The 18,675-nt window shown below is 70.3% G+C and carries 19 protein-coding genes; 10 read left to right on the top strand and 9 right to left on the bottom strand.

Features of this window, described 5'->3' with window-relative positions; all coding sequences use genetic code 11:
- Positions 1-232: 232 nt before the first annotated feature.
- Positions 233-1,468, bottom strand: a complete 1,236-nt coding sequence (locus ACFXJ8_RS00175; protein ID WP_379641583.1) for a winged helix-turn-helix domain-containing protein — start codon at positions 1,466-1,468, stop codon at positions 233-235.
- Between the two features lie 234 nt (positions 1,469-1,702).
- On the bottom strand, positions 1,703-1,945 hold the full coding sequence (locus tag ACFXJ8_RS00170; RefSeq protein ID WP_379641582.1) for an HGxxPAAW family protein: 243 nt from the start codon (positions 1,943-1,945) through the stop codon (positions 1,703-1,705).
- Positions 1,946-2,174: 229 nt separating this feature from the next.
- On the opposite strand from ACFXJ8_RS00170, the gene secA reads away from it, so the two are divergent.
- Positions 2,175-4,964, top strand: a complete 2,790-nt coding sequence (secA, locus tag ACFXJ8_RS00165) for a preprotein translocase subunit SecA (protein WP_379641581.1) — start codon at positions 2,175-2,177, stop codon at positions 4,962-4,964.
- A gap of 322 nt (positions 4,965-5,286) precedes the next feature.
- Here secA and ACFXJ8_RS00160 read toward each other — a convergent pair whose 3' ends face one another.
- From ACFXJ8_RS00160 to ACFXJ8_RS00145, 4 genes are all read right to left on the bottom strand, one after another.
- On the bottom strand, positions 5,287-5,760 hold the full coding sequence (locus ACFXJ8_RS00160) for an Rv3235 family protein (protein ID WP_379641580.1): 474 nt from the start codon (positions 5,758-5,760) through the stop codon (positions 5,287-5,289).
- 220 nt (positions 5,761-5,980) lie between these two features.
- Positions 5,981-7,315 carry a PTS transporter subunit EIIC gene (locus ACFXJ8_RS00155; protein ID WP_379641579.1) on the bottom strand — a complete coding sequence of 445 codons (1,335 nt, stop codon included), beginning with the start codon at positions 7,313-7,315 and terminating at the stop codon, positions 5,981-5,983.
- 68 nt (positions 7,316-7,383) lie between these two features.
- Positions 7,384-8,712 carry a PTS transporter subunit EIIC gene (locus ACFXJ8_RS00150; RefSeq protein WP_379641578.1) on the bottom strand — a complete coding sequence of 443 codons (1,329 nt, stop codon included), beginning with the start codon at positions 8,710-8,712 and terminating at the stop codon, positions 7,384-7,386.
- 60 nt (positions 8,713-8,772) lie between these two features.
- On the bottom strand, positions 8,773-9,513 hold the full coding sequence (locus ACFXJ8_RS00145; protein ID WP_379641577.1) for a GntR family transcriptional regulator: 741 nt from the start codon (positions 9,511-9,513) through the stop codon (positions 8,773-8,775).
- A gap of 104 nt (positions 9,514-9,617) precedes the next feature.
- On the opposite strand from ACFXJ8_RS00145, the gene ACFXJ8_RS00140 reads away from it, so the two are divergent.
- The 7 genes from ACFXJ8_RS00140 to nagZ all read left to right on the top strand — a co-directional run bounded on the left by ACFXJ8_RS00140 (position 9,618) and on the right by nagZ (position 15,407).
- Positions 9,618-10,652 (top strand): SIS domain-containing protein, encoded by a 1,035-nt coding sequence (locus ACFXJ8_RS00140; RefSeq protein ID WP_379641576.1) that lies wholly within the window; start codon positions 9,618-9,620, stop codon positions 10,650-10,652.
- A gap of 54 nt (positions 10,653-10,706) precedes the next feature.
- The gene (locus tag ACFXJ8_RS00135; RefSeq protein WP_379641575.1) at positions 10,707-10,943 is read left to right on the top strand and encodes a glucose PTS transporter subunit EIIB; all 237 of its coding nucleotides are present in this window, start codon (positions 10,707-10,709) and stop codon (positions 10,941-10,943) included.
- A gap of 51 nt (positions 10,944-10,994) precedes the next feature.
- The gene (locus ACFXJ8_RS00130) at positions 10,995-11,441 is read left to right on the top strand and encodes a PTS glucose transporter subunit IIA (RefSeq protein WP_379641574.1); all 447 of its coding nucleotides are present in this window, start codon (positions 10,995-10,997) and stop codon (positions 11,439-11,441) included.
- 31 nt (positions 11,442-11,472) lie between these two features.
- Entirely contained in the window at positions 11,473-12,093 is a 621-nt protein-coding gene (locus ACFXJ8_RS00125; RefSeq protein ID WP_379641573.1) for an HAD family hydrolase, read from the top strand.
- Positions 12,094-12,133: 40 nt separating this feature from the next.
- Entirely contained in the window at positions 12,134-12,391 is a 258-nt protein-coding gene (locus ACFXJ8_RS00120; protein WP_379641572.1) for an HPr family phosphocarrier protein, read from the top strand.
- Entirely contained in the window at positions 12,388-14,058 is a 1,671-nt protein-coding gene (gene ptsP, locus ACFXJ8_RS00115; protein WP_379641571.1) for a phosphoenolpyruvate--protein phosphotransferase, read from the top strand. Before ACFXJ8_RS00120 ends, ptsP begins: the two co-directional genes overlap by 4 nt.
- 62 nt (positions 14,059-14,120) lie before the next feature.
- Entirely contained in the window at positions 14,121-15,407 is a 1,287-nt protein-coding gene (gene nagZ / locus ACFXJ8_RS00110) for a beta-N-acetylhexosaminidase (RefSeq protein ID WP_379641570.1), read from the top strand.
- Here nagZ and ACFXJ8_RS00105 read toward each other — a convergent pair.
- The 3 genes from ACFXJ8_RS00105 to ACFXJ8_RS00095 all read right to left on the bottom strand — a co-directional run bounded on the left by ACFXJ8_RS00105 (position 15,404) and on the right by ACFXJ8_RS00095 (position 17,416).
- Entirely contained in the window at positions 15,404-16,267 is an 864-nt protein-coding gene (locus tag ACFXJ8_RS00105; protein ID WP_379641569.1) for a hypothetical protein, read from the bottom strand. The two genes, nagZ and ACFXJ8_RS00105, sit on opposite strands and share 4 nt — an antisense overlap.
- Positions 16,264-16,770: an RNA polymerase sigma factor gene (locus ACFXJ8_RS00100; RefSeq protein WP_379641568.1), complete on the bottom strand. Its 507-nt coding sequence runs from the start codon at positions 16,768-16,770 to the stop codon at positions 16,264-16,266. The genes ACFXJ8_RS00105 and ACFXJ8_RS00100 overlap by 4 nt, the downstream gene beginning before the upstream one ends.
- A gap of 64 nt (positions 16,771-16,834) precedes the next feature.
- A complete protein-coding gene (locus tag ACFXJ8_RS00095) occupies positions 16,835-17,416 on the bottom strand; it encodes a FoF1 ATP synthase subunit a (protein ID WP_379641567.1) in 582 nt (193 codons plus the stop codon).
- Positions 17,417-17,500: 84 nt separating this feature from the next.
- Between ACFXJ8_RS00095 and ACFXJ8_RS00090 the strand changes: the two genes are divergently transcribed.
- Together ACFXJ8_RS00090 and ACFXJ8_RS00085 are read left to right on the top strand one after the other, a co-directional pair.
- Entirely contained in the window at positions 17,501-18,121 is a 621-nt protein-coding gene (locus tag ACFXJ8_RS00090) for an HAD family hydrolase (RefSeq protein WP_379641566.1), read from the top strand.
- 31 nt (positions 18,122-18,152) lie between these two features.
- A complete protein-coding gene (locus tag ACFXJ8_RS00085) occupies positions 18,153-18,659 on the top strand; it encodes a DUF6912 family protein (RefSeq protein WP_379641565.1) in 507 nt (168 codons plus the stop codon).
- Positions 18,660-18,675 lie beyond the last annotated feature (16 nt).

Raw genomic sequence — 18,675 nt, 5'->3', positions numbered from 1 at the left:
CCCGATCGCGTGTGCCCAGGGAAGGGCACCAGGACGTCGGGAACCGCCCCGGCCGTGGGTCGGCGGATGGCGGAGAGGCCCCGGGGAGGGCACCCAAGGGGGTCGAGGCCGCCCGCGGTCGTGGGTCAGCGGAGGTCGGACAGCGCCCAGGCGAGGGCGTCGACGCGCCCCCTGTCGTGCGTCGGCGGAGGGCGGACATGCGCCAGGGGGTCGAGGTCGCCCCTGGCGTGGGTCAGCGGAGGTCGGACAGGCCGAGGGGGAGGGCGTCGAGGAGCGGTCGGGTGTGGGCCTCAGAGGTGACGCGCTCCACCCGCACGTCGGTGCACCCCACCCAGTCGGCCGCCGACCACAGCGCCTCCCGCACCCCCGCCACGTCGGCGGGCCGCACTCTGGACGACTCGAACGACACCTGCCTGGCCACCAACGTCTGCCCCTCGCGTGCGGGATCGACCCGCGCGATCAGCTTGCCGCCCGACAGCACCGGCATCGTGAAGTAGCCGTGGACCCGCTTGGCCTTGGGGACGTAGATCTCCAGCGTGTAGTCGAACCCGAACACCCGCGACGTGCGCCCGCGATGCCAGATGAGCGAGTCGAACGGCGAGACCAGCGTGGTGCGGTGCCGCCCGCGCGGCTCTGACTCGAGCGCCTCGGGGGCGACCCAGGCGTTGGCGGCCTGCTTGCCCGACGGCCAGCCCGCCACCTTGACCGGCACCAGCCCGGCCGCGCCGCTGGCCAGGGCCTGGTCGAGCAGCGCGGCGGAGGGGCCGCTGACCCTGAGGAAGTCGACGAGGTCGCCGCGCGTGGCCACGCCGAGGGCGGAGCCGGCCACGCGGGCCAGCCGTACGACGCACTCCTCGTCGGTGAGCTCCTGGCCGAGCAGGTCGGCGGGGACGGCACGCTCGGCCAGGTCGTAGACCCTGCGCCAGCCGACACGCCGGGTGCAGACGAGCTCGCCGATGTCGAGCAGCCACTCGAGCGCGATCTTCGAGTCGGACCAGTCCCACCATTCGGCGCTCTTCTTGGCGCCGCCGATGTCGGAGGTGGTGACAGGGCCGCTGTCGCGCACCTGGTCGAGCACCTTCTCGTAGTCGGCGGGGACCTCGTGCCAGCGCTGCTTGCGCTCACGGTAGGCGCGGCGGCGGAAGCCGTACAGCGGCCAGTGCTCGATCGGCAGGATGCACGCCGCATGACACCAGTACTCGAAGCTGCGGGCGGGGTTGTGCCAGTAGGAGCGCTCGACGGCGGCTCTGCCGACGGCGCCCAGCCTGCCGTAGGCGACCAGCTCGTGGGAGCGGGCCAGGACGGAGACGGTGTCGAGCTGGACGGCGCCCAGCCTGCGCAGCATCCCGCGCACGCCGCCGCGCCTGCCGTCGGCGCCCATGAGCCCCTGGGCACGCAGGATCAGGCGGCGCGCCTCGTCGGCGCTCAGCTCGGTCATGTCGTCGATCCGGTGATGGCGGTACGGCACAGCATGCCGCGATCGTAACGGCGGGCACCGACAGAAAACGCGGCCCCGGAAACGACGACAGCGACGGGCACCCACGGAAAGTGCAGCCCCGGAACCCGACGACGGCAGGCGACGACCAGAAACGTGGCTCCGGAACCGACGACGGCGGGACCGACGGAAAACGCGGCCCCGGAAACGACGACGGCGGGCGACGGGGCGATGATTCGCCCTGGCGCCCGCCGTCGGCGGAGTAGGTCAGCGATGGTCCTCGGCGCGCATGCCGACACGGGGCGCGTCGATGACCACGTCGGAGAAGATGTCGAAGACCAGGGCGAGGATCCCGCCCAGGGCGAAGATTCCCACGCCGACCCAGACGATCATCCAGTTGGCCACCGTCAGACCGACGCCGCCCACAGTGAACCCGGCCAGCATGATGCTGACCGCCAGCCACGAGGACGCCCGCCCGCCGTGGTTGCCAAGGTTGTGACCATCTGCCATGGCCTATCCCTCCTGAAGATATTTCCCGCCGAGCCATGTCAATGGTGCGAGATCAAACCAGATCGGCATACGCTCTGCCGAAAGACCATTCTCCCAGACGGGTGTAGCGGCCTCCCAGCCGCGGTGGCTGTGTCTGGTGGCGAAACCGCCTACGATGGCAGCGGGGAAGTTTGTCTCAGCCTCTCCTCCTGGCGGCCGCCGGGGAAGACCTGCGAGGAGCTTTACACAAGTGCCAGCCATTCTCGACAAGATTCTGCGCGCCGGCGAGGGTAAGATCCTGCGCAAGCTCAGGCGGATCGCCGACCAGGTCAACTCCATCGAGGACGACTTCAAGAGCCTGTCCGACGCGGAGTTGCGCGCGCTCACGGATGAGTTCAAGCAGCGACACGCCGATGGCGAGTCGCTCGATGACCTGCTCCCCGAGGCGTTCGCGACGGTCCGCGAGGCTGCGCGCCGCGTGCTCGGCCAACGTCACTTCGATGTCCAGATCATGGGCGGCGCCAACCTCCACCTGGGCAACATCTCGGAGATGAAGACCGGTGAGGGCAAGACCCTGACCTGTACTCTCCCCGCCTACCTCAACGCCATCTCCGGCAAGGGCGTCCACGTCATCACGACCAACGACTATCTGGTCAAGGTCGGCGCCGAGAACATGGGCCGCGTGCACCGCTTCCTCGGTCTCGAGGTCGGGATGATCCTCGCGGGACAGGACCCGGCCGAGCGCCGCAAGATGTACAACGCCGACATCACCTACGGGACGAACAACGAGTTCGGCTTCGACTACCTCCGCGACAACATGGCGTGGTCGCTGGAGGAGTGCGTCCAGCGCGGCCACAACTTCGCGGTCGTGGACGAGGTCGACTCCATTCTCATCGACGAGGCCCGTACTCCGCTGATCATCTCGGGTCCCGGCGAGCAGTCGGGCAAGTGGTACACGGAGTTCGCCAAGATCGTCCCGCGTCTCCGCAAGGGCGTCGAGGCCAAGACCCCCGGCGAGCCCAGCACGGGCGACTACGTCGTCGACGAGAAGAAGCGCACGGTCGGCATCCTCGAGGCCGGCGTGGAGAAGGTCGAAGACTGGCTCGGCATCGACAACCTCTACAAGCCCGAGCACACCCACCTGGTCGGCTTCCTCAACAACGCGTTGAAGGCCAAGGAGCTCTACAAGAAGGACAAGGACTACATCGTCGCCGACGGCGAGGTCCTGATCGTCGACGAGTTCACCGGCCGAGTCCTCCACGGGCGCCGCTACAACGAGGGCATGCACCAGGCCATCGAGGCCAAGGAGGGGGTGAAGATCAAGGACGAGAACCAGACGCTCGCCACGATCACCCTCCAGAACTACTTCCGCCTCTACACCAAGCTCTCCGGCATGACCGGCACCGCGGTCACCGAGGCCAACGAGTTCCACCAGACCTACAAGCTCGGCGTCGTCCCGATCCCGACCAACAGGCCGATGATCCGCAAGGACCAGTCAGACCTGATCTACCGGACCGAGGACGCGAAGTTCTACGCGGTCGTCGATGACATCGCCGAGCGTTACGAGGCGGGCCAGCCCGTCCTCGTCGGCACCACCTCGGTCGAGAAGTCCGAGCGGCTGTCGAAGCTGCTGACCCGCAAGGGCGTCAAGCACGAGGTGCTCAACGCCAAGAACCATGCGCGTGAGGCGGCGATCGTCGCCGAGGCGGGCCGCAAGCACGCCGTGACGGTGGCCACCAACATGGCGGGGCGTGGCACCGACATCATGCTCGGCGGCAGCCCCGAGTTCCGCGCCGACATCGAGCTGCGCCAGCGCGGCCTCGACCCGATCGAGACGCCCGAAGAGTACGACAAGGCCTGGCCCGAGGCGCTGGAGAAGGCCAAGCAGGCGGTCAAGGCCGAGCACGAGGAGGTCACCGGCCTCGGTGGCCTGTACGTCCTCGGCACCGAGCGCCACGAGTCGCGCCGCATCGACAACCAGCTCCGCGGTCGTTCCGGCCGCCAGGGCGACCCCGGCGAGTCGCGCTTCTACCTCTCGCTCGGCGACGACCTCATGCGGCTGTTCAACTCGCCGCGCGTCGAAGCGATCATGGTCAGGATGAACATCCCCGACGACCAGCCGATCGAGTCGGGCATCGTCACCAAGGCGGTCGCCTCCGCCCAGCACCAGGTCGAGCAGCAGAACTTCGAGATCCGCAAGAACGTTCTGAAGTACGACGAGGTCATGAACCGGCAGCGCAAGGTGATCTACGCCGAGCGCCATCGCGTGCTGGAGGGCGCCGACCTGCACGAGCAGGTGCGCGGCTTCGTCGCCGACGTGATCGACGAGTACGTCGGCGCCGCCACGGCCGAGGGCTTCTCCGAGGAGTGGGACCTCGACAAGCTGTGGAAGGCGTTCGGCGAGCTCTACCCGGTCGCGCTCCCGCTCGACGACCTGGTGGAGGAGACGGGCGGCCGTGAGGAGCTGTCGGCCGACCTGCTCCGCGAGAAGATCAAGGCCGACGCCCTGGCCGCCTACGACCGGCGCGAGGAGGAGCTCGGCTCCGAGGCCACCCGTGAGCTGGAGCGGCGCGTCATCCTGTCGGTCCTCGACCGCAAGTGGCGCGAGCACCTCTACGAGATGGACTACCTCCAGGAGGGCATCGGGCTGCGCGCGATGGCGCAGCGCGACCCGCTGATCGAGTACCAGCGCGAGGGCTTCGAGATGTTCTCCGCGATGCTCGACGGCATCAAGGAGGAGTCGGTCGGCTACCTGTTCAACCTCGAGGTCGAGGTGCAGGAGAACCCGATCGTCGAGGAGTCGGCGGAGATCGCCGAGACCCGCAACATCATCGCGCGTGGCCTGCGTGGGCCCCAGCGTCCGACCGAGCTGGAGTACACCGCTCCGGGCGAGACCGGCGAGGTCGAGCACACCAAGGTCCGCACGACGGCGGCCGAGCGCGCCGCCTACGGCAACGTGGAGCGCAACGCGCCGTGCCCGTGCGGGTCGGGCAAGAAGTACAAGCGCTGCCACGGCGACCCGAAGCACGTCGAGGCGTAACCGAAGCGCCCGAAGGCCCCGCCCCCGGTTCGTCCGGGCGCGGGGCCTTCCGCGTGTCCGGGGGCTTTGAGGTCGCGGGACGTCCGCGGCCTCTGCGACCCCCGGCTCCTTCAGGGGTCTCTGGGGTCTTCAGGCCGGGGGTTTCCGGGGCCTTCAGGATCTTCAAGCCGGGGTTTCCGGGTCTCGGGGCCTGGGGTTTTCGGAGTGGCCCGGGGTCGTCGGGGTCTCTGGGGTCTTGGGTTTGGGATCGCAGGGGTCGCTGGCGTTTTCGGGCGGGTGGCGCGCCGTACCCGGGCTTGGCGGGTACGGCGCGCAGGGTCCGTCAGGCGGTCTCGAAGTCGGTGCAGAGCCACTGGACGCCGCGGCGTTCGAGCCGGAGCGCGAGCACGTGGCTGCGTTCGCCGCCGTGCACCAGCAGGCACATCTCGACCACGCCGTCCCCGGGCTGTGTCACGCGGGGGACGCCGACGAGGGGTCGGCTCCCCGTGGTGATCATCTGCCCGGCGCGGACCAGTTCGGCGTAGGCCCGGTCGGTGAGGCGGTCGCTGACCGTCTCGGGCGGCCGGCGGCCGGTGAGGATCTCGGCGAGCGCCTGGCCGAGGTGGCGCAGGTGGCGTTCGTCGGGGACGGACCCCGGCGGCCCCCAGACCAGGGGGCGCGGGTCCGCTGGAGCGAGGGCGAGCGACCCGTGGGTGGCGGCGGGGTCGGGACCGCGGTGCTCCCCGTCGTACGGCGGGTCGGGGATAGGGGTGAGGGTGACGCGGGGGAGCGGAGCGGGACGCAGCCGTGATGCCATGAAACCTCCAACCTCATGCGGGAGAACGTCGCTATAAGGAGTTTTCGGCCCCACGCTCAGATACATCGGCCGCCAGCTTTCCCGCGTCGTGCGGTCTTTTGCAGGCATCGGCGGAGAAGATCACGACGAGTTGGATCGGTTGGCGGCCAGCTTGTCCGGCATTCCGGCGGGCGCGGGTGGCCTGCCTGCCGTACCGAATCCGGGTGGGTCTGTCCGTATGTCAGCCGGAGGCCGGAGACGGGGGGCCCGAGGGAGGCGAGGGAGGCGAGGGGGCGGAGGGGATGGTGTCGTCGTCCTCGGGTTCGCGGCCCGGGGTGAGGATGTTGAGTTTGCGGATCAGGAAGCTGAACAGCGCGTAGTACAGCGCGAAGTACGCCAGCCCGATCACGATGATCAGCACCAGCCCGCGGGTGTTCGACTTGGTGGCGTTCAGCAGCATGTCGATGCTGCCCGCCGAGAAGCTGAACCCGAGACGGGTGTCCAGCGTCGCGAGCAGTGCCATCGAGACGCCGGTGAGCAGGGCGTGCACGACGAAGAGCAGCGGCGCCACGAAGATGAACGCGAACTCCACCGGCTCGGTGATCCCGGTGACGAACGCGGTCAGCGCGCCGCCGACCATGATGGAGCCCACCGCGGCCCGCTTGTGTCGCGGCGCCGCCCGCCAGATGGCCAGCGCCGCCCCGGGGATGCCGAACATCAGCACGGGGAAGAAGCCGGTCATGAAGATGCCGGCGCCCTGCTGGCCGATCGCGTAGCACTTGAGGTCGCCCGCGGCGTGCACGCCGTTCACCGTGCACTCGGGGATGACCGTCCAGACGATCGAGTTGATGAAGTGGTGCAGGCCGAGCGGGATGAGCAGCCGGTTGGCCACCCCGTAGACGCCCGCGCCGAGCGCGGCGTGGGTGGCCAGCCAGTCGCCGAAGCTGGTGAGCGCGGTCCCGATGGGCGGCCAGATGAGACCGAAGATCACGCCGAGGCCGAGGGCGGTCACGGCGGTGATGATTGGGACGAAGCGCCTGCCGCCGAAGAAGGCCAGCCAGGAGGGCAGCTTGATCCGGTAGTAGCGCTGCCAGAGCACGGCCGCCACCAGCCCGATCATGATGCCGCCGAGGACGCCCGTGGGCTGGGCGGAGGCGGCCTGGTTGATGACTGTGCTGTCGTCCTGGAGCGTGAGGGTGACCTTGGTCTTGACCGCCTCGCTGGTGGAGTCGAAGAACATGCGGCGGGTGACCTGGTCGAAGACCAGGTAGCCGACGAGGGCGGCCAGCGCGGTGGAGCCGTCGGACTTCTTGGCGAACCCGATGGCGACGCCGATCGCGAACAGCAGCGGCAGGTTGTCGAACAGCGCGCCGCCGGCGGCGGCGAAGATGGCGGCGACGTTGTCGAGGAAGGCGTTGTCGGTACGGCCGAGCAGGTCGTCCTGGCCGAAGCGGAGCAGCAGGCCGGCGGCGGGCAGGACGGCGATGGGCATCATCAGGGACCTGCCGACCCGCTGGAGCACGGCGAAGGCGGCAGACCAGAAGGACGTGCCGCCGTCGGCGGTCGTTGCGCTCATCCCGGCTCCCCCGGCAGGTCGTCACGGGGGATGCCAGGTATCTACCACGCTCTGGATTGAGGAAACGCTCAGGGGGAGCGGCTGGTGGCGCTTTCGCCGGAGTCCACGTCGACCTCAGGCTCGCGCCCCGGCGTCATGATGTTCAGCCGCCTGATCAGGAAGCTGAACACGACGTAGTAGACCGCCCCGTAGATCACCCCGATGACCAGGATGCCGATCAGGTTGTGGGTGTTGGACTTGCCGGCGTTCAGCAGCAGGTCGAGCAGCCCGGCCGAGAAGCCGAACCCGAGTTGCCCGCCGGCCAGCGTCGTCACCGCCATGGCGATGCCGGTCAGCGCCGCGTGGACCACCAGGAGCACCGGTGCGACGAAGATGAACGCGAACTCGATCGGCTCGGTGATGCCGGTGACGAACGAGGCGAGCGCCGCCGAGAGCATGATGCCGCCGACGGCCCTTCGCTTGGCGGGCAGCGCCGCCCGCCAGATGGCCAGCGCGGCGGCCGGCAGCGCGAACATCATGATGGGGAAGAACCCGGCCATGAACTCGCCCGCGCCTGGGTCGCCGCCGAAGTAGCAGTTCCAGTCGCCGGCCAGGGTCCGCCCGCCGACCTGGCATTCGGGCACGACGTACCACACGATCGAGTTGACGAAGTGGTGCAGGCCGAGCGGCACCAGCAGCCGGTTGAAGAACCCGTACAGGCCCGTGCCGATCGCGCCCGCGTCGGCCAGGGCCCGGCCGGCCTGGCCGATCCATTCGCCGAGCACCGGCCAGATCCAGCCGATGAGCACGCCGATCAGCAGCGCCGCGATCGAGGTGATGATCGGGACGAAGCGCCGCCCGCCGAAGAAGGCCAGCCAGGAGGGCAGCTTGATCCGGTAGAAGCGCTGCCAGAGCATGGCGGTGACCAGTCCGATCAGGATGCCGCCGAGCACCTTGGTCGGGTTCTGCACGCCGTAGTCGATGATCTCCTTGATGCCCTGGCCGTCCGCCTGGCGGAGCAGCACGGTGTCCCTGATGGCCGAGTCGAAGAACATGACCTTGGTGACGCGGTCGAAGACCAGGTAGCCGACCACGGCGGCCAGCGCGGTGGAGCCGTCGGCCTTGCGGGCGAACCCGATGGCCACGCCGACGGCGAACAGCAGCGGCAGGTTGTCGAGCAGGGCGGCGCCCGCGGCGGCGATCACCTCGGCCACGTGGGTCATCCACGCCAGACCGGCCACGTCGGCCAGGCCGCCGGGTTCGGCGCCGTTGGCGCCCAGCATGTCGGGCTGGCCGAAGCGCATCAGGAGCGCGGCGGCGGGCAGGGCCGCGATGGGCAGCATGAGCGAGCGGCCCAGGCGCTGGAGCACCGCCATGAAGCGGGAGAACGGCGAAGGGATCGCGGCGGACTCGTTCACCGAGAGTTCCTCCGGGGGGTGGGGGATGGACTCAAGCATGCCGTACCCCTGCGAACCGGGTCAGCCGCGACGGGTGGGAATCTCCAGGATGGTGCGCAACTGGTACCGGTCGGCGCGGTAGGTGGACACGCCCAGCTCGGCGCACACCCCGCCCGCGAACGAGCGGCGCTGCAGCAGCAGCACGGCCCCGCCGCGCGGCAGTTTCAGCAGGTCGGCGTCGCTCGGGTCGGCGATGCCGCCGTCGATGGTCAGCTCGCCGGCGTCCATCACGATGCCGTAGCGCGTCTCGAGGAGCTGGTAGAGCGACTTGCCCGTGAGGTCGTGCTCGGCCAGGTCGGGGGCCAGCGAGACGGGGATGTGGGCGCGCTCGATCGACAGTGGTTCGCCGTCGGCGGTGCGCAGCCGTTCGATGAAGTGGACCTCCTCGCCCGGCTGGATCCCGAGCTCCTTGGCCAGGTGGGCGCTGGCACGCACGATGCGCCGGTCGAGGTCGCGGGAGCCGGGTGCGAGGCCGCGGGCGCGCATGTCGTTGGTGAAGGAGGTGAGCTGGAGCGCCAGCTCGATCTTGGGCCTGGCGACGAAGGTGCCCTTGCCCGGCACCCGGTGCAGGCGTCCTTCGGAGACCAGGTGGTCGACGGCCTGGCGGACGGTCATCCTCGACAGGCCGAACCGCTGGCAGAGCTCGCGCTCGGACGGGATCGCCGCGCCGATGCTGAGCTCGTTGCTGTCGATGAGATCCAGCAGGATCTCGCGGAGCTGGAAGTACTTGGGCACCGGGCTGTCCGGATCGATGTGCGCCACGGATCCTCCCCTCGCTCTCGTTTTGGTGATGAGTTATGGTTCGTACTGGTCTAGTCCGGACTAGACCACATGCCGGAACAGCCAGTCAAGCGATGGGGAACACGATGACCACGAAGATGCGCAGCGAGATCGCCGAGCAACCGGCCGCGTTGCGGGCCACCCTGGATTCATTGCTTCCCCGCGTCGATGAGGTGAAGGCGCTCGGCGACCAGACCAGGCAGCTGCTGTTCATCGCGCGCGGCACCTCGGACAACGCCGCAGTCTACGGCCGCTACCTCATCGAGTCGCACGCCGGCCGCCTGGCCGCCCTCGCCGCGCCCTCGATCGCCACCACCTACCGGCGCAAGCTCGACCTCGACGGCGTGCTGGCCGTGGCGATCTCCCAGTCCGGCAGGACCGAGGAGATCGTCGAGACGCTCGCGTGGGCCAAGGACTGCGGCGCCAGGACCGTCGGCATCACCAACGGCGGCGAGGACAGCCCGCTGGCCCAGGCCGCCGACGTCGCCCTGGTCACGCTGGCCGGCGAGGAGAAGGCGGTGCCCGCCACCAAGACCTACACCACGCAGCTGGCGGCGCTGGCCGTACTCGCGCTGGGTCTCGGCGCGGACGTCGACGCCGCCGACCTGCAGCGGGTGCCGGAGGCGGTGGAGAAGCTGATCGCCGAGCCCGGCGACCTCGAGGCGGTCGTCGAGGGCCTGGCCGACAAGCCCGGCGTGGTCGTCTCCGGGCGCGGCCTGGCCTTCTCCACCGCGCTGGAGACCGCGCTGAAGCTCAAGGAGGCCTGCTACCTGCACGCCATGGGCCTGTCGTACGCCGACCTGCTGCACGGCCCGATCGCCGTGGTGGACGAGGACACCCCGGCGCTGCTGGTCGCCGCCGAGAACAGCCCGACGCTGGCGGGCACGGTCGCCCTGGCCGAGCGCGTGGTCGGCGCCGGCGCCGCGGCCTTCACGGTGGGCGGCGGCAAGGCCCTGGCCCAGGCGGGTACGGCCGCGCTCAACGGCCCCGACCTGCCCGAGTGGGTCGCCCCGATGGGCCTGATCGTGCCCGGCCAGCTCCTCACCGAGGCCCTGGCCCGTCGCCTCGGAATCGACCCCGACGCGCCGCGCGGGCTCAACAAAGTGACGCAGACCGACTGATTACTCGTGGTCGTTTAACCTGGTCAGACAGACGTATCCACGAGGGAGGACCAGATGGCGGCGGACGCGAACGCGATCATCGCCGGGCTCGGTGGTGCGGCCAACATCATCGAGATCGAGCCGTGCATCACGCGGCTGCGCACCGAGGTGCACGACGCCTCCAAGGTCGATCAGGCGGCGCTGAAGGCCGCAGGGGTCCACGGGGTGATGGCCGCGGGCAACGTCGTCCAGGTCGTGGTCGGTCCCGAGGCCGACACGATCGCCAGCGACATCGAGGACATCATCGGCTAGAGCGCCGGTGGCGGGCCTTCCGCCGCCGGCGTTCTGGTGCAGGGGGGACCAATGACCAGCGTTCTCGCCCCGGTCGACGGGGCCGCGATCGGCCTGGGGGCCGTGCCCGACCCGGTGTTCTCGGCGGGCATGGTGGGGCCGGGGGCGGCGATCGACCCGCCGCGCGAGCCGGGCAAAGCCGTCGCCCCGATAGCCGGAAGGATCTTGAAGCTGCATCCGCACGCCTACGTCATCGTGGGGGACGACGGCAGGGGCGTGCTGGTGCACCTGGGCATCGACACCGTGCAGCTCAAGGGGGAGGGCTTCGAGCTGCTGGCGGCCGAGGGCGACAGGGTGAACGCGGGCCAGCCCGTCGTGGCGTGGGACCCCGCCGTCGTCGAGGCGGGCGGCCGGTCCCCGGTATGTCCCGTCGTCGCGCTCGACGCCCGCGCGGAGGCGGTGACCGTGATCGCGGAGGGCCCTGTGCACGTGGGGGACGAGCTCTTCCAATGGGCGTGACACGTGGGCGTAGACGAGTGGGCGTAGACACGTGGGCGTAGACACGGCGCTGTTCGACCTCGACGGCACGCTGATCAACACCGAGGTGCGCAACAAGGCGATCTGGCAACTCCTGCTCGACAACCACGACCTCGACCACGACGTGGCCGTCTTCATGGGCCGCAGAGGCCGTGACGTGATCCCCGAGGTCTTCCCCGGCCACGACGTCGAAAAGCTCATCGCCGAGGTGTTCAGCTACGACGACCATCCCGGCCTGCCCGAGGTGGTGCCCGTGCCCGGGGCCGCCGAGCTGGTCCGCCAGGTCGCCGCCTACGGCTCGCGCATCGGCCTGGTCACCTCCGCGCACCGTTCGTGGGCCGAGGAGCGCCTGCACCAGATCGGGGTGCGGGAGCTGTTCGAGATCCTGGTGACGGCCGAGGACGTCGAGGTCGGCAAGCCCGACCCCGCGGGCTATCTGCTCGCCGCGACCCGGCTGAGGGCCGAGCCCGGCGATTGCGTAGTCTTCGAGGACTCGGTGGCGGGGATAACCGCGGCGAAGGCGGCGGGTATGCGGTGCGTGGCGGTGGCCACCACCCACGTCGGCGAGGACCTGGCCGACGCCGACCTCGTGGTCGCCGACCTGACCGGGGTCGACTGGCCGTTGTTTTCGTGAGTCCAGCTGGTCTGGACCGGCACACCTAGGAGGAGTCCCGATGGCCGAGCGCAAGGTGACCGTCGAGGCGGAGGTCGGCCTGCACGCCCGACCCGCGGCGACGTTCGTGCAGGCGGCGTCGAAGGCTGTCATCGACGTCACGGTGGCCAAGGTGAACGGCGAGCCCGTCAACGCCAAGAGCATCCTGATGATCCTGGGCCTCGACGTGCGTCAGGGCGAGACCATCGTGATCAGGGCCGACGGAGAGGGCGCGGAGGAGCTCGTGGACGAGCTCGCCGCGATCGCATCGGCGCCATGACCGTTTCGGGGGTGGGGGTCAGTCCCGGCATCGGGCACGGCCCCGTCTACGTGTTGACCGTCTCGGTGCCCGAACCCCCCGAGGGCGCCACCTACCAGGGCGAGGCGGATCAGGAGAAGGCGAAGGCGCGCGCGGCGCTCGAGCGGGTCGCGGGCGAGCTGGAGGCGCGCGGCGTCAAGGCGGGCGGCGAGGCCAAGGACGTGCTCGGCGCCCAGGCGCTCATGGCCCGCGACCCCGGCCTGGCCATCGGCGTCGACGCGCTGATCGAGCGCGGTACGGCGGCTGCCAGGGCCGTCTACGAGTCCTTCGCCACCTACCGTGAGCTGCTCGTCGCGGCGGGCGGCTACCTGGGTCAGCGGGTGGCCGACCTCGACGACGTCAGGGACAGGACGATCGCCGTGCTCACCGGGCAGCCGCTGCCCGGCGTGCCGACGGTGGCGGCCGAGCCGTACGTGCTGGTGGCCAGGGACCTGGCGCCCGCGGACACGGTGCTGCTGCGCAAGGACGTGGTCGCCGCCTTCGTGACCGAGGAGGGCGGCCCCACCAGCCACACCGCCATCCTGGCGCGCGCGATGGGCGTGCCCGCGGTGGTGGCCGCGCGCGGCGCGACCCGGCTGCGGCCCGGTGTCAGGGTGCTGGTCGACGGAGGAGCAGGTACGGTCACCGTCGAGCCCAGCGAGCAGCAGGTGGCCGAGGCCCTGCGCGTCTCCCGGATCAGGGAACGGGCGCTCGACGCGGCGGCGGGGCCAGGCAGGACGGCCGACGGGCACCCGGTGCCGCTGCTGGCCAACATCGGCGGCCCCGGCGATGTGAAGGCCGCGCTGGACAGCGGCGCCGAGGGCGTGGGCCTGTACCGGACGGAGTTCCTCTTCCTCGACAGGACCGGGGCGCCCACCCGCGAGGAGCAGCGCGACGCCTACCGGGCGGTGCTGGAGGCCTTCCCGCACGGCAAGGTCGTGGTCCGCACGCTCGACGCGGGCGCCGACAAGCCGCTGGCGTTCCTGCCGCCGCCTAGCCAGGAGCCCAACCCGGCGCTCGGTGAGCGGGGGCTGCGGATGTTCAGGGCGTTCCCCGACGTGATGGCCGCGCAGCTCCAGGCGCTCTCCGACGCGGCCGAGGGGATCTCCGGCCGCCTCCAGGTGATGGCGCCGATGGTGTCGACCGTCGAGGAGGCCGCCTGGTTCGCCCACGAGTGCGCGACCATGGGGATCGAGTCGTCGGGGGTGATGATCGAGGTTCCGGCCGCCGCGCTGCGCTCGAAGGACCTCGCGGCCGTCGTCGACTTCTTCTCGATCGGCACCAACGACCTGGCCCAGTACACCTTCGCCGCCGACCGGCAGGTGGGCGGGCTCAGCGCGCTGCAGGACCCGTGGCAGCCCGCGCTGCTCGACCTGATCGCCGCGGCCGTCGGCGAGCACGGGGTGCCGTGCGGGGTGTGTGGTGAGGCGGCGGCCGATCCGGCGCTGGCCTGCGTGCTGGTGGGGATGGGCGTGGCGACGCTGTCGATGGCAGCGCCCGCGCTGCCTGCCGTACGGGCGGGGCTGGCGGGGCATTCGCTGGCGCAGTGCCGTACCGCGGCGGCGGCGGCCAGGGGGCAGGTGACGGCGGTGGAGGCACGCAACGCGGCCCGCGCGCACCTGCCTGGCCTGGCCGAGCTGGGGCTCTGAGCACGGCCCGCGGGCGGCCGTTCGGTCGGCGTCACACCGGCGGGGCGGATAGCTTGGGTGCCATGGTTAGAGGCATCCGCACCGCAGGCGTCCTGGCGATCGCGACCTCGCTCGTGGCATGCGCGAGCTCGACAGGTCACGCGGGATCGGCGACGCGCGTGCCGCCACCTGTGGCCAAGCCGTCCGCCACGCCCCCGGCGAAGGCGGATGCCGTTCGGCAGAAGCTGGCGCGGATGAGCGTCGAGGAGAAGATCGGCCAGCTGTTCATGCCGGTCGTCCACGGCACCTCCGCCGACAGTGTCTCCGAGGGCAACCAGAACGCGTTCGGCGCGAGCACGCCCGCCAAGGTGATCGCCAAGTACCACCTGGGCGGCGTGATCCTCTTCCCCGAGAACATCAAGAGCGTCTCCCAGGTCGTCTCCTTCACCAACGGCCTGCAGCAGGCGTCGAACGGCGTGCCGCTGCTGATCGGCACCGACCAGGAGAACGGCCTGGTGTCGAGGATGTCCGCGCTGGTCACCGACCTGCCTGGCGCCTCGGTCATCGGCGCGACCCGCGACACGAAACTGGCCCGCAAGGCCGCCGAGGCGACCGGCGCCGAGCTGAAGGCGCTCGGCGTCAACCTCGACTTCGCGCCCGTGGCGGACGTCAACATCGACCCCAGGAACCCGGTCATCGGCAAGCGCGCCTTCGGCAGCGACCCCGCGCGCGTGGCCCAGATGGTGGCCGCGTCGGTGAAGGGCTTCCACGACGCGGGCGTCGCCGCGACCGCCAAGCACTTCCCCGGACACGGCGACACCCGCACCGACAGCCACACCGGCCTGCCGGTGATCAAGCACACCAAGAAGCAGTGGGCGACGCTGGACGCCCCGCCGTTCAAGGCCGCGATCGGCGCCGGAGTCGACGCGATCATGAGCGCCCACATCGTCATGCCCAAGCTCGACTCCTCGGGCGACCCCGCCACCCTGTCCAAGCCCATCCTGACCGGCCTGCTGCGCGAGAAGCTGGGCTTCGACGGCGTCATCTCCACCGACGCGCTCAACATGGCGGGCGTCAGGAAGAAGTACGACGACGGCGAGGTCGCCGTGCGCGCCGTCCTGGCCGGAGCCGACCTGCTGCTGATGCCGCCGAGCCTGCCCAAGGCCCACAGCGCGGTGCTGGCGGCGGTCAAGTCGGGCCGCATCTCCAAGCAGCGCCTCGACCAGTCGGTGACCAGGCTGCTGAAGCTGCGCGAGAAGCGCGGCTTCCTCGACGCGGCCCCCGTCGCCTCGGCCGCGCAGGCCGCCAAGGTGCTGCGCTCGCCCGAGCACCGCAGGCTGGCGGCCACGATCGTCCGCGAGAGCCGCTAGTCCTTCTCCCACCACTTCGGGCTGGGGGTGGGGGAGGGGGCGGGCCATGCCTCGGGGCCTGGGACGACGACGATGTCGAGCATGTCGCTGCTGTAGTCCTGGACGGTCTCGACCTTCCAGTTGTCCTCGACCTGGTCGGCCGTGGCCCGTTGCTGGATGTAGGCGTTCTTCTCCGTGTGCCAGCGGAGCTGGTAGCCGACCTTGAACCCGCGCCGCTCCACCTCGGCTCGCACCTCGGCGACCGGCCTGCCTTCCACCTTGACGTCCTTCATGGCAGGGCTCAGGTACCAGTGCGTGAAGGTGTACGGCTCGCCGGGGCGCGCCTCGCGGCCGACGCCGAAGATCATGCGGCCGGGGAAGTTCTTCGGCACGCTCATCTTGACGCACGTCGTGGCCGCGCACGGTTCGATCGGCTCCTGGGAGAACCAGCCCTCGAAGTGCCCCGTGTCCGGCGTGCCGGGCCCCATCAGCGCGCCGACCTGCTCCTTCACCACGGGTATTTGCTTCACTTCGGCGTTCAGCCCGATGGCGGCAAAGGCCTCCCTGAACTCCTCGGGCCGGGCGAGCGGGTCCTTGATCTCGATCGTGATTTGGCCCTCGTACCTGGAGACCGCGATCGCGGCGTTGGCGTACCTCGTGGTGGGCTCGCCGAACGGCAGACCGGTGGCGAGCACGATGGAGGCGGCCAGGCCGAGCGCCCCCGCACCCCACGCGACGCGCCGTCGTACCGCGGACTGTCGCTTGACCGGCTCGGCCGTGATGGCGGCCAGCAGCGCCTGCGCGCCTGCCCCTGACGGCCGGCCCGCGGGATCGGCCGCCAGGTCCTCGTCGCGTACCCGCGCGAGATCGGTGAGGTTCACAGCGCGCTTCCTTCGAGCTCGTGGTCGTTCATGATCGAGGCCAGTCGTCTGCGAGCGCGGTGCAGCCGCACCCGTACGGCGTTGCGGGAGATGCCGAGCGTGGTGGCCAGCTGGGCGTGGTCGAGGTTCTCCCACCCGACCAGCGTCAGCAGTTCCCTGTCCTCCTCCGACAGCGTCGCCAGCGCCTCGGCGAGCCGGCCGCCGGGGGGCGGGTCCTCCAGGAGAGGAGAGGCGGCCAGTTGGTCGCGCAGGGCGGCCGTGCGCCGCTCGTGCCTGCGTTCGCCTCGGCGGTGGTTGGCGAGGGCCTTCCGGGCCACGCCGTACAGCCAGAGTCTGGCCTCGTCGCCCTCGGGGACCTTCGCGATGCGCCGCCACGCCACGGCGAAGGTCTCGGCGACGATGTCGGCCGCGTCCTCCGGATCGTGGCAGCGGCGCAACGCGTAGCCGAGCAGGGCGGTGTAGGTCTCTTCGTAGAGTTCGGCGAACCGGTCAGCTTGGTTCATCGGACTCCTTCGGTATGCGCTCCACACCCACCCATGTCCGGAAATTTCAGAGCATTACCGGGGCTTAGTGGTTGCCCTCGATCGCGTCCCCGATGAACATCGCGGCCAGCAGCGTGAACAGGTAGGCCTGCAGGAACATGATGAACAGCTCGAAGGCGGTCACCAGGATCGTCATCACCACGCCGACGAGACCGACGATCGAGCCCAGCGGGCTGAGGTAGCCGGACCAGCCGTGGTGTTTGACCGCCTGGTAGATCTTGATGACGTAGACGGTGACCGCCAGCACCATGTGGAAGGCGACGTTGGCCGCGATCGGGTACTGCACCAGCGGGATCACGCCCATGACGTTCCACACCAGCGTGGTGAAGAAGACCGTCAGCAGCAACCCCATCCAGCGGTCGGTGTGCCTGCCGAGGAACGGCCGCGCCACCTGGTCGCGGACGAACACGTAGCCCAGCTCGCCGAGGTTCTGCATGCCTCTCGGCACGAGCCTGGGCTTGGCGAACGCCGCCCAGAAGAAGGCGATGAGCAGGAGAGCGGTGAGGACGGCGATCAGCACGGGCTTGGTCAGCCATGCCGGTCCGTCGCGGAACAGGGGCGGGAGCTCGAACAGTTCGGGGCCGGGCGGGTTGAACCTGTCTGACACCCGGGTCCCTTCGTCGCCTTGGACGGAAGGCCACGCTATCGAGGGAAATGACCGGCTCCATTCAGGGGATATAGGCTGCGCACCATGGTCAAGGGAGTCCTGATCGACTGGGGCGGCGTGCTCACCACGAGCATGACCGAGGCCGTCGCCGCCTGGGTCGCGGCCGATCGTCTCGACGGCGAGCACTACCGCGCGGTGATGCGCGAGCTGCTGCTGCAGGAGAGCGCCGTCCACGCCCTCGAACGCGGCGAGATCAGCGCCGCCGACTTCGAGCGCGACCTGGCCGCCAGGCTGCGCACCCTCGACGGCACCCCGCCCGTGGCCGAGGGCCTGCTCGCCCGGATGTTCCTCGGCTTCCAGCGGGCCGACGCGATGTACGACGCGCTGCTCCACATCCGCAGGTCGGGGATCAAGACCTGCCTGCTGTCCAACTCGTGGGCCAACGAGTACCCCCGCGAAGGCTGGGACGACGTCTTCGACGCCATCGTCATCTCCGGCGAGATCGGCATGCGCAAGCCCGAGCCGCGCATCTTCCTGCACGCCCTCGACCTCATCGGGCTGAGCGGCCCCGAATGCGTCTTCATCGACGACGTCGAGGTCAACATCGCCGCCGCCCGCGAGCTCGGCATCGGCGTCATCCACCACACCGCGCCCGACACGACGATCGCCGAGCTGGAGACGCTGCTGCGGCTGCCCCTGCGATGATGGTCCCCCTGACAGTCGTGAAAGGTTCCCGATGCGCGTTTACCTGCCGAGCACCCTCCCCGCGCTTGCCAGGGCGGCGGCCGAAGGGCAGCTGGGCCCCGCACCGCTGACCGGCTACGCCGTCACTCCGGCGCTGACCGAGTGGTACGCCTCGGGCGACACCGAAGAGCTGGAGTATGTGGCACTCACCGAGGCGGCCCGCGCCTCCCTGCGCATGCTCGCCGCCGACCGCGCCGACGGCGTCGCCGCCGCCCCCCGCAGGGTCGTCGTGGCGGCCGAGGTGCCCGACGACGTGCTGTCCATGGGCGCCGACCTGGAGGAGCGGGCCAGGGTACGGCTGGCGGCAGCCGTACCGATGGCCAAGGTGGCGGCCGTGCACATCGACGACACCTTCGCCGCCGCCGACATCGAGGCCGCCATCGCCGCCCTGCCCGCTGCCGACGGCGGAGACGACGACGCCAGGTTCACCGTCGACGGCGCGGAGGCGCACGAGCTCATGTGGTACGCCACCCAGGAGATCCCCGACCTGCTCGCCTGATGCCCGACAATGGGGA

It is taken from the genome of Nonomuraea sp. NPDC059194 (genome assembly GCF_042754765.1).
Taxonomy (GTDB): domain Bacteria; phylum Actinomycetota; class Actinomycetes; order Streptosporangiales; family Streptosporangiaceae; genus Nonomuraea.
Note: the sequence above shows the minus strand (reverse complement) of the source record. Positions and strands in the feature narration are given on the sequence as shown.

What these genes read in the sequence shown, in the direction of transcription:
- ACFXJ8_RS00170 (WP_379641582.1), bottom strand. Translation starts at nt 1,945, where the DNA reads ATGGCAGATGGTCACAACCTTGGCAACCACGGCGGGCGGGCGTCCTCG.
- ACFXJ8_RS00160 (WP_379641580.1), bottom strand. Translation starts at nt 5,760, where the DNA reads ATGGCATCACGGCTGCGTCCCGCTCCGCTCCCCCGCGTCACCCTCACC.
- ACFXJ8_RS00155 (WP_379641579.1), bottom strand. Translation starts at nt 7,315, where the DNA reads ATGAGCGCAACGACCGCCGACGGCGGCACGTCCTTCTGGTCTGCCGCC.
- ACFXJ8_RS00140 (WP_379641576.1), top strand. Translation starts at nt 9,618, where the DNA reads ATGACCACGAAGATGCGCAGCGAGATCGCCGAGCAACCGGCCGCGTTG.
- ACFXJ8_RS00135 (WP_379641575.1), top strand. Translation starts at nt 10,707, where the DNA reads ATGGCGGCGGACGCGAACGCGATCATCGCCGGGCTCGGTGGTGCGGCC.
- ACFXJ8_RS00130 (WP_379641574.1), top strand. Translation starts at nt 10,995, where the DNA reads ATGACCAGCGTTCTCGCCCCGGTCGACGGGGCCGCGATCGGCCTGGGG.
- ACFXJ8_RS00120 (WP_379641572.1), top strand. Translation starts at nt 12,134, where the DNA reads ATGGCCGAGCGCAAGGTGACCGTCGAGGCGGAGGTCGGCCTGCACGCC.
- ptsP (WP_379641571.1), top strand. Translation starts at nt 12,388, where the DNA reads ATGACCGTTTCGGGGGTGGGGGTCAGTCCCGGCATCGGGCACGGCCCC.
- nagZ (WP_379641570.1), top strand. Translation starts at nt 14,121, where the DNA reads ATGGTTAGAGGCATCCGCACCGCAGGCGTCCTGGCGATCGCGACCTCG.
- ACFXJ8_RS00100 (WP_379641568.1), bottom strand. Translation starts at nt 16,770, where the DNA reads ATGAACCAAGCTGACCGGTTCGCCGAACTCTACGAAGAGACCTACACC.
- ACFXJ8_RS00090 (WP_379641566.1), top strand. Translation starts at nt 17,501, where the DNA reads ATGGTCAAGGGAGTCCTGATCGACTGGGGCGGCGTGCTCACCACGAGC.
- ACFXJ8_RS00085 (WP_379641565.1), top strand. Translation starts at nt 18,153, where the DNA reads ATGCGCGTTTACCTGCCGAGCACCCTCCCCGCGCTTGCCAGGGCGGCG.